Origin of the sequence: Microcystis sp. M144S2 (assembly GCF_020246065.1) — a bacterium.
In the GTDB taxonomy this organism is placed as follows: domain Bacteria; phylum Cyanobacteriota; class Cyanobacteriia; order Cyanobacteriales; family Microcystaceae; genus Microcystis; species Microcystis ichthyoblabe_A.
In genome coordinates this window covers 1-7,989 of the sequence record NZ_JADBTR010000069.1, presented here as the reverse complement: position 1 = coordinate 7,989, position 7,989 = coordinate 1, and the positions used below count along the sequence as shown (strand labels likewise).

9 protein-coding genes and 1 pseudogene are annotated in these 7,989 nt (G+C 42.6%); 5 read left to right on the top strand and 5 right to left on the bottom strand.

The genetic code is table 11. The features are described 5' to 3' along the window. Nucleotides 1-179, top strand: a 179-nt coding sequence (locus IM462_RS09335; protein WP_287704519.1) for a transposase, incomplete at its 5' end; no start/stop codon positions are given. 214 nt (nucleotides 180-393) lie between these two features. Here the strand turns inward: IM462_RS09335 and IM462_RS09330 are convergent. From IM462_RS09330 to IM462_RS09320, 3 genes are all read right to left on the bottom strand, one after another. Then, nucleotides 394-591: a hypothetical protein gene (locus IM462_RS09330; RefSeq protein ID WP_008203353.1), complete on the bottom strand. Its 198-nt coding sequence runs from the start codon at nucleotides 589-591 to the stop codon at nucleotides 394-396. A gap of 31 nt (nucleotides 592-622) precedes the next feature. Further along, nucleotides 623-1,198, bottom strand: a complete 576-nt coding sequence (gene def / locus IM462_RS09325) for a peptide deformylase (protein ID WP_287704516.1) — start codon at nucleotides 1,196-1,198, stop codon at nucleotides 623-625. A gap of 234 nt (nucleotides 1,199-1,432) precedes the next feature. Further along, nucleotides 1,433-2,830 (bottom strand): serine/threonine protein kinase, encoded by a 1,398-nt coding sequence (locus tag IM462_RS09320; protein ID WP_287704514.1) that lies wholly within the window; start codon nucleotides 2,828-2,830, stop codon nucleotides 1,433-1,435. Between the two features lie 401 nt (nucleotides 2,831-3,231). On the opposite strand from IM462_RS09320, the gene crtE reads away from it, so the two are divergent. Both crtE and IM462_RS09310 read left to right on the top strand, forming a co-directional pair. After that, nucleotides 3,232-4,161 (top strand): geranylgeranyl diphosphate synthase CrtE, encoded by a 930-nt coding sequence (gene crtE, locus IM462_RS09315; RefSeq protein WP_287704512.1) that lies wholly within the window; start codon nucleotides 3,232-3,234, stop codon nucleotides 4,159-4,161. 17 nt (nucleotides 4,162-4,178) lie between these two features. After that, nucleotides 4,179-4,631 (top strand): divergent PAP2 family protein, encoded by a 453-nt coding sequence (locus IM462_RS09310; protein ID WP_002791259.1) that lies wholly within the window; start codon nucleotides 4,179-4,181, stop codon nucleotides 4,629-4,631. A 668-nt stretch (nucleotides 4,632-5,299) separates the two neighbouring features. Here the strand turns inward: IM462_RS09310 and IM462_RS09305 are convergent. After that, complete coding sequence (locus tag IM462_RS09305) at nucleotides 5,300-5,887, bottom strand: class I SAM-dependent methyltransferase (RefSeq protein WP_287704509.1); 588 nt, start codon at nucleotides 5,885-5,887, stop codon at nucleotides 5,300-5,302. A gap of 324 nt (nucleotides 5,888-6,211) precedes the next feature. Between IM462_RS09305 and IM462_RS09300 the strand changes: the two genes are divergently transcribed. Beyond that, the gene (locus IM462_RS09300) at nucleotides 6,212-7,648 is read left to right on the top strand and encodes a folate/biopterin family MFS transporter (protein WP_069475113.1); all 1,437 of its coding nucleotides are present in this window, start codon (nucleotides 6,212-6,214) and stop codon (nucleotides 7,646-7,648) included. 96 nt (nucleotides 7,649-7,744) lie between these two features. On the opposite strand, the gene IM462_RS09295 is transcribed toward IM462_RS09300, so the two are convergent. Beyond that, nucleotides 7,745-7,915: a type II toxin-antitoxin system HicA family toxin gene (locus IM462_RS09295; RefSeq protein ID WP_287704506.1), complete on the bottom strand. Its 171-nt coding sequence runs from the start codon at nucleotides 7,913-7,915 to the stop codon at nucleotides 7,745-7,747. Between IM462_RS09295 and IM462_RS09290 the strand changes: the two are divergent. Further along, a pseudogene (locus IM462_RS09290) lies at nucleotides 7,902-7,989 on the top strand (IS200/IS605 family transposase); the annotation flags it as partial. The gene IM462_RS09295 and the pseudogene IM462_RS09290 overlap by 14 nt on opposite strands.

The window sequence follows — 7,989 nt, the reverse complement described above, 5'->3', positions numbered from 1 at the left end:
GCCAGACAATTCGGCGGTGGATTGACGAAATAACTGCCTATTTTGATAACCGAACAACCCAGGGAACAGTGGAAGGAATTAATAATAAACTGAAGGTGATTAAAAGGAGAGGCTATGGATTTAGAAACTTTAAAAACTTTCGTCTTAGATGTTTATTAAATTGGCATTTTGCTAGTTGATTTTACATGGTAAGTTCGGAAGAACCATCTTACCTAATCAGATTTTCAGAGGTCGGGATATAATTGATTGTCATAAAAGATGATAAAAGCCTCAAAAGTAGTAACTTTTTCTGACAATTTATCCTGTAATTAAAACAGACAAAAGAGAGAAATAAATTCTCTCTTCTGCTCGTGAAAATTATGCCAATTTTTAGATAACCGAGGGGAATTTATTCTATTTGTAATTGGCTCTCGTGTCTTTAACCGCCGCCCAAAAAAATAGGGCTGTTAATGGTATGCTTGCCGCTAGAATTAGGCCAGTGGTGGTATTGCCTAAATCCGGTTCTCCCGAACTAATTTCAAAGACACAACCCACACCAGCGATTGCTGCAATACAGGATAATAACAATAAAACGCCGCTTTTCGGGGTCATCTTCACTCCTCACCTAAATTAACTAATGCCTTTATTTTGTCACTTTCTCGACCGGTTTCACCGCTTGCACGGAAAAACCGTGTTTTTTTAATTCTTCATTGAGTGCCAAATCGTTATCTACTCTGTCCACGAACATGACACCATTAAGATGGTCCATTTCGTGTTGAATTACCCGCGCTAGTAAACCGTTAGCTTGCAGTTTTCGTGGTTTCCCCTGTTCATCTTTATAACTCACTTCGATCGCTTGGGGACGGATGACATCTAAAAACACATCGGGAATACTCAAACAACCCTCTTCCGCTTTGCACAATTCCCGACTATAACCGATAATTTGGGGATTAATCAGAATTAGGGGCGGATTTTCTGGTTTATCGGGTTCACAATCGATGACAATCAACTGTTTATTGACTGCCACTTGCGGAGCCGCTAAACCGATACCATTGGAACTATACATAGTTTGCAGCATTTCTCTGGCTAATTGGCGAATGCTGTCATCGACTTTAGCAATCCGCTTGGCCGGTTGACGCAAGACTCGATCGCCGAGATAATGCAGTTCTAAAGGGGGTTTTTCTAATTTGCGTTTTTCTACGGTAATAGTGGCGTTCATAAACTTAATTATCGATGGGATGACACAATGTTGATCTTAGTCACTAGCTCTGGGGCATTTCTCAGGAAAAGGGAGAAAAAAGCACCGACTCTTCATAAAATTTTACACCGATCACACACAGTTCGTCCATATCAGGGGGTGGGAAGTGGGAAAGTGGGGAGATTTTTCAGTTATCAGTAATCAGTAATCAGTGGGGGAGTGGGGAGAAGGGAGAAAAAAGCTGATTGTAACCAGCTACTTATTAGTAATTGGTATTCCTAACCATTGGCTCAATTCCGCTGCTAACCATTCAATTTCGGGTTTACTCAGATAGGCTTTTATCTTACTGCTAATAGTATATTCTTTAGTCCCCGCCCAAATAGTTAAAGCCATCGGCACATAAACTTGATCACCATCACCATCTTTGGTATGATAACTATCAGCTTTCACCAGTTTATTAATATGTTGCCTTGCCATTTTCTTTTTGCCTGGAAGTGTAAAACCAAAAATTCGCTGAATGGCAATAATTTCTTGACTATCAATAGTGATAATTTCCTCCCCTTTGAGACAATAAATAATCTGGTAAAGCATTCCTAAACCCACATACCAAAAGGGCAAGGAAAAGAGCAGAAAAAACCAACTCATCCACAGAGGAATAGAAACGGCTCCTCCTGTCCATACTAATAAAAAAGCATTCCAAGCGATGGCAAAGGTGCCAAGATAAATTAATTTAGGGGTAAAACCTTCGGGAGGTAAAGATATTTTAATTTTCTCCTCATTTTTTTGCAACTGTACCCGACTCCCTGCGGGTTTTTCAAGGTTAGAGGAAGTTAATTGCATTTCGTGGAGAGTATTTAAAGCTTGATTTGCCGCCTGTGCTGAAACAAACCTTTTTTCGAGACTAGGTTCAATTAACTGCCCTAACCAATGAACAAAAGCAGGGCTTAAATTGGCTAAATTATTTAATTGAATCTTGCCATCTTTTTGGGGTAAATCGGCGGGATGAATACCTGTAGCTAGATAGATTAAAGTGGCTCCTAAACTGTATAAATCAGAAGCGGCAACAGTGCGACCACCAAATTGTTCGGGGGGCATATAACCGTAGGTTCCGACAATAGTTAAAGTGGCCTGTTCCTGTTGAGCAACACTCTGGACAGAACCAAAATCAATTAAATAAACATTGCCGATACTATGACCCGATCGATCTTTTAGTAAAATATTACTAGGTTTCAAATCCCGGTGGATAATTGGCGGGTTAAGTCCATGAAGATAAATTAAAATACCTAGGATAGATTTAGCTAATTCTTGCAGGTCTGATTCACTAAATTTGCGGCCATTTTCTATCTGTTCCTTGAGAGATTTAGCCTCGATATAACTCTGAACAAGGGCAAAACCTTGATAGGTATCGGTGCGAACTTCAAAATAGTCGATATATTCAGGAATCGAGCGACAATCTAGATGTTTAAGAGTTTCGGCCTCCCGTTCAAAAAGTTTTAAATCTGTCCATTCAAAATCGGGACTGAAGATTAATAATTTGACGACAACAGTAGCGCCCGTTTTTAGATCTTGGGACAGAAACGTGCGTCTTCCGGTTTGTTTACCTAACTGACTTTGAATTTGGTATCGATCGCCTAAAATTTGCCCTGGCAGCATACAATATATTCCTAGGATAATCCTACTTCTAGGCTAATCGAGAAATTTCTCAACCGCAAGCTAAGAAAACGGAAGTTTGACCGAATCATCAAAACTTCAGCATCTCCGATGATAATTGCGGCGAAATTCAATTATATCGCCCGTTTTTTGTTAGTCTCTGGACTGAGGGAGGTATTTTTTCAGGTTAAAAGAGAAAATAGGCATCTAAAAAAAGGACCTCTCTCGGTCTGGGAGTTTTTAGTACAAATGTTCGGAATAGCAACTGCGGCGCTGCCATGTAGTCTGAAGGCGTAATTTAGACAGTCAACAGCTTAGGGGACAAGGGAGCAGTCAGTTTAATTCTGATCGAGGTGGAGTTTCCTGATATAGTTTTAAAAGCAGTCGGTTCAAGACAAAAAGACATGGTTACTAGGGGCGAACGAGGAGTAGAAGTGAGGAAAAACGAGAACTTTTCTCTGGCTTCCTATCTGGAGGAAAAGCGGTTGATTGTCGAGTCAGCTTTAGATAGCTCTTTAGTTATCGGCAATCCCGCCAAAATCTACGAGGCGATGCGCTATTCTCTCCTCGCTGGTGGCAAACGTCTGCGGCCGATTTTATGTCTGGCTACCTGTGAATTGATGGGGGGTTCCCTAGAGATGGCTTTACCCACCGCTTGCGCCCTAGAAATGATTCACACTATGTCATTAATTCATGACGATTTGCCCGCCATGGATAACGATGATTACCGACGCGGGAAATTAACCAACCATAAGGTTTTCGGCGAAGATATCGCTATTTTAGCTGGGGATGGTCTCCTGGCCTACGCTTTCGAGTATGTGGCTACCCAGACTCGTAATGTACCTCCCCTACAGATTTTAGAGGTAATTGCCCGTTTAGGTCGCACGGTCGGGGCAGCGGGTTTGGTGGGAGGTCAGGTTTTAGACTTGGAATCCGAAGGAAAACCGGATATTTCGGCAGAAACTCTCAGTTTTATCCATACTCAGAAAACCGGCGCCCTGTTGGAGACTTCTGTGGTGTCGGGGGCAGTTTTAGCGGGGGCAAAAGGGGAAGATATAGCTAAATTAGCCCGTTATGCCCAAAATATTGGCTTGGCTTTCCAAATTATCGATGATGTTCTCGATATCACGGCGACAAAGGAGGAATTGGGTAAAACCGCCGGTAAGGATCTACAGGCACAAAAAGCCACCTATCCTAGTCTCTGGGGGATAGAAGGGTCCCGCCAGCAAGCTCAACAGTTAATAGATAGTGCCATCAATGAATTGAGTGGCTACGATGAGGCCGCCGAACCTTTACGGGCCATCGCTGAGTATATTGTTAATCGTAAAAATTAAATTAAACGAATGAGATTATGCAGGACTTCGAGCAGGTGTTACACAATCAAATACTGCTAGTCTCTCTTTTAGCTTGTTTCACTGCCCAGGGACTAAAAGCGCTGATTGAGTTAATCCGCGATGGTAAGGTGAGTCTGCGCTATCTAGTCTCGTCGGGGGGAATGCCTAGCGCTCACTCGGCGCTGGTGGGGGCCTTGGCTACTGGGGTAGGATTACAGATGGGTTGGTCTAGTGCCGAATTTGCAATCGCTGCGCTTTTTGCGGTTATTGTTATGTATGATGCGGCCGGAGTGCGTCAGGCAGCAGGAAAACAGGCCCGGATTCTCAATCAAATTATCGATGAAATGTTCCAGGAGGGCAAGGAATTTAACGAGGAACGTTTAAAGGAATTAATTGGTCATACTCCTTTTCAGGTGCTGGTCGGTTTAAGTTTGGGTATCGGTATCGCCATGGTGCTACTCTGTCGTTAATTGAGGTGTTTTCTGGGGTTGAGATAAACTAGATTTAATCACTGAAAATCTGGGGTAATCACTTATGTTACAATCCCCAAAAATTGAAGGCTTTCGCGGTTTTCCCTTCTCGTTTATGCGTGGAAGGAAGAAGAATAGCATTGACATCCTCACCGTCCGTTTACGGCGGTGAGGATGTCAAGCCTCTTGTGTAATCAGGAAACGGCGGTTTGATATTGGGGTAATTGTTTTGCAAGCACCATCCAAGCGTTTAGCTAATCTCAAACCTCTAATACTAAATCCGTTGAGTATAGGCTACTTATAAAAGAGGGGCAAAAGGCAAAAGGGGGAATAAATAATCAGTTTTTAATAACTGGATTTAGTATAACACCTCAAGTTTTAGCTATTTTAGCTACCGTGGCTAAAGGACAAGCTACAGTGGTCAGTACCTGAAAGTGTAGGTAGGGTTTGCTGAAAAAGGCCTAGGGTGGGTTCAGGTAGAAGGCTCCGAGGCTGCGAGGTAGGAGTTTCAGGCTTTGTTGCCCTCCTTTTTTGTACCAGTTTGCGTACTAAAAAAAAGGATAATGCCAGGTTTTTGAAATTCCCAATCCTGTTTTATGCCACTAACATCGGATTTTAACAGGTCAAAAGCCTTATTTTAAAAGGGTTTTACCATTATTCAGCAAGCCCTAGTCAGGAGGGAGGCTAAATAGTAATTGTGTATCATGATCTGGCGCCACTTTGAATGCCAAAGCAGACACTTCAAGATTGCCAGCAGCAATATATATCTTTGAGAAGCCAGCCTTTTGCAAGGCTTTCAACAACGATTTATGTGTAAAACCGGTCTTATGAGCAAAAAAGTCTTTTTTACTGCGCTCGATTTCAACGCTATAACCGTAAAGGACATCTAGAACCATAATTGGCCCTGCCGGTGATTGATACAGGACATCATCAATATCTAAACCCCTGTCAATTGTGATCCGCATCAGTTCCTGGATGTCCGGAACCCGAATATGTGCAAAACCGCCGTCCTTAAGTACGTGTAGGAACCCAGCTAGGACTCTCTGTACATCGTGTCGGTAGTAGTGTTCAAGGTTATGTGAGCAGTAAACAGCATCAAACTGACCACTTTCAAGGGTGGTAAGATTACGCGCATCGCACACAATATCTGGTGAACCTTTCGGGTCAATATCGAGCAGCAAGTGTTCAAATTCTGAATATTGGGGCGGAAGCGGAATCGCCTTGCTGTTGCCACCTACGTTTAGAACTTTTTTCATCTCCAGCCTTTGTTGGTAAACCTAACTGAGGATCATACGGAAAGTTTCCGCATATCACACCAAATACACATTTTTTTAAGAATCTTTCTGTCTATTAACAGAGCGATCGCAAGAAAATTTCCCGATAAAATGACAATGAGCCTGTTATGCCGATTGGGAATAGGGAAGTGGGGAGCGCCGGAGCAGGGAAATTCAACTAAAACCCTAAAACGCAATACCCAACCGCCAAAACCTAAAGCTCAACAGTTAAACCCTAACAGCTAACGCACCGATCGAGCGCTCAATCATTATTATAGAGACAGTAACAAATATTTATGAAACTTCATGCTTATTAATCGCCTTGGCATTGATCGCGGGAAAAAATTCCTTAAAGAGAGTATCTTGTTCGGAAATGACCCTAATCCCGAATTAATTGGCATTTTAGGGGTTTATTTCGTGCAGGGCATTCTCGGACTCTCCCGATTAGCGGTTAGCTTCTTTTTAAAAGACGATTTGGCCTTGAGTCCCTCCCAGATGGGGGCATTAATCGGAGTGGCGGCGATTCCTTGGGTGATTAAACCAGCTTTTGGCTTTCTTTCGGATGGTTTGCCTATTTTCGGCTATCGTCGTCGGCCCTACCTAATTTTATCGGGAATTATCGGGGTTTTAGCTTGGTTGGCCCTAGCCACTGTGGTGGAGAATGCTTGGCAAGCGGCGGCGGCGATCCTGCTTGGTTCCCTTTCTGTCACCATTAGTGATGTCATCGTCGATTCTTTGGTAGTAGAAAGGGCCCGCAGAGAGTCCTTCACTCAATCCGGTTCTCTACAGTCCTTAACTTGGGGAATATCGGCGTTAGGCGGCTTAATTACGGCTTATCTGGGAGGTTGGTTACTGGCACACCTCGGCACTCGTCCTGTCTTCGCTCTTACGGCTATTTTTCCCCTGATTGCCTCAGCCATGGCGTTTTTAATTACAGAGGAAAAAATCAAGAATAACAATGATGCACAATCAACGCCCAAAGTCAAGGAGCAAATCGGGCAATTATGGTCAGCCATTAGACAAAAATCAATTTTATTACCCACTGCCTTTATTTTTATCTGGCAGGCTACTCCTAGCGCCGATTCTGCCTTTTTTTACTTCACCACCAACGAGTTAGGATTTGAACCAGAATTTTTAGGACGAGTGCGCTTAGTCACCAGTTTAGCCTCGATCCTGGGCATCTGGGTATATCAACGCTTTTTAAAAGCGATTTCCTTTCGTTTAATTTTGGGTTGGAGTACGGTGATTTCTGCACTTTTAGGGATGACTACCCTACTCTTAGTTACCCATACTAATCGAGCGCTCGGTATTGACGATCATTGGTTTAGTTTGGGGGATAGTCTCATCCTCACCGTCATGGGACAAATTGCCTTTTTACCCGTCTTAATTTTATCGGCCCGTCTTTGTCCGGTGGGTATTGAAGCATCTCTATTCGCTTTATTAATGTCTATCTGGAATATGTCAGGATTAGTTTCCCAAGAAATCGGCGCTTTATTAACCCATTGGTTGGGAGTCACCGAAACTAATTTTGATAACCTTTGGTTATTGGTAGTGATTACTAATCTCTCTACTCTCCTACCTTTACCCCTAATTAAATGGCTACCTTCTACGGATCCGCAATCTCAGGAAGTCAAGAAAACTTTTCCCCCTGCAGAAGTCTTTGAACATCATGTTACTGGTTCTTTAGCTGAACCCGGTTTTATTCCCGAACTTGTCCCCGAATTAATCGAGACAAGAGATTGACAGTCCAGAAAAGGGGTTTCTCAAAGAAACCCCTTTTCTGCCATCTTCATCTTGCTCAATTGAGAACAGTTTTTAACTTTTCCAAGACAGAATTGTTTAACGTAATTTTTCCCATTCTTCTCTACTAATATTTGCTTGTTGTAAAATTTTAGCCAGCAAGCTTTTACTGATATCTCCTTGGTGTGGATTAGGAATCCAGATTTTTAATCTCTTCGGGTCTAATTCCCCGCCGCTCGCGGCGTATAATAGAAAAATGAGTGAATACATCCATAAGAGCCATAATGTAAGTGTTTTGCTATATCATTTAGTGTTCCCAGCCAAATATCGTAAAGCCGTTTTCG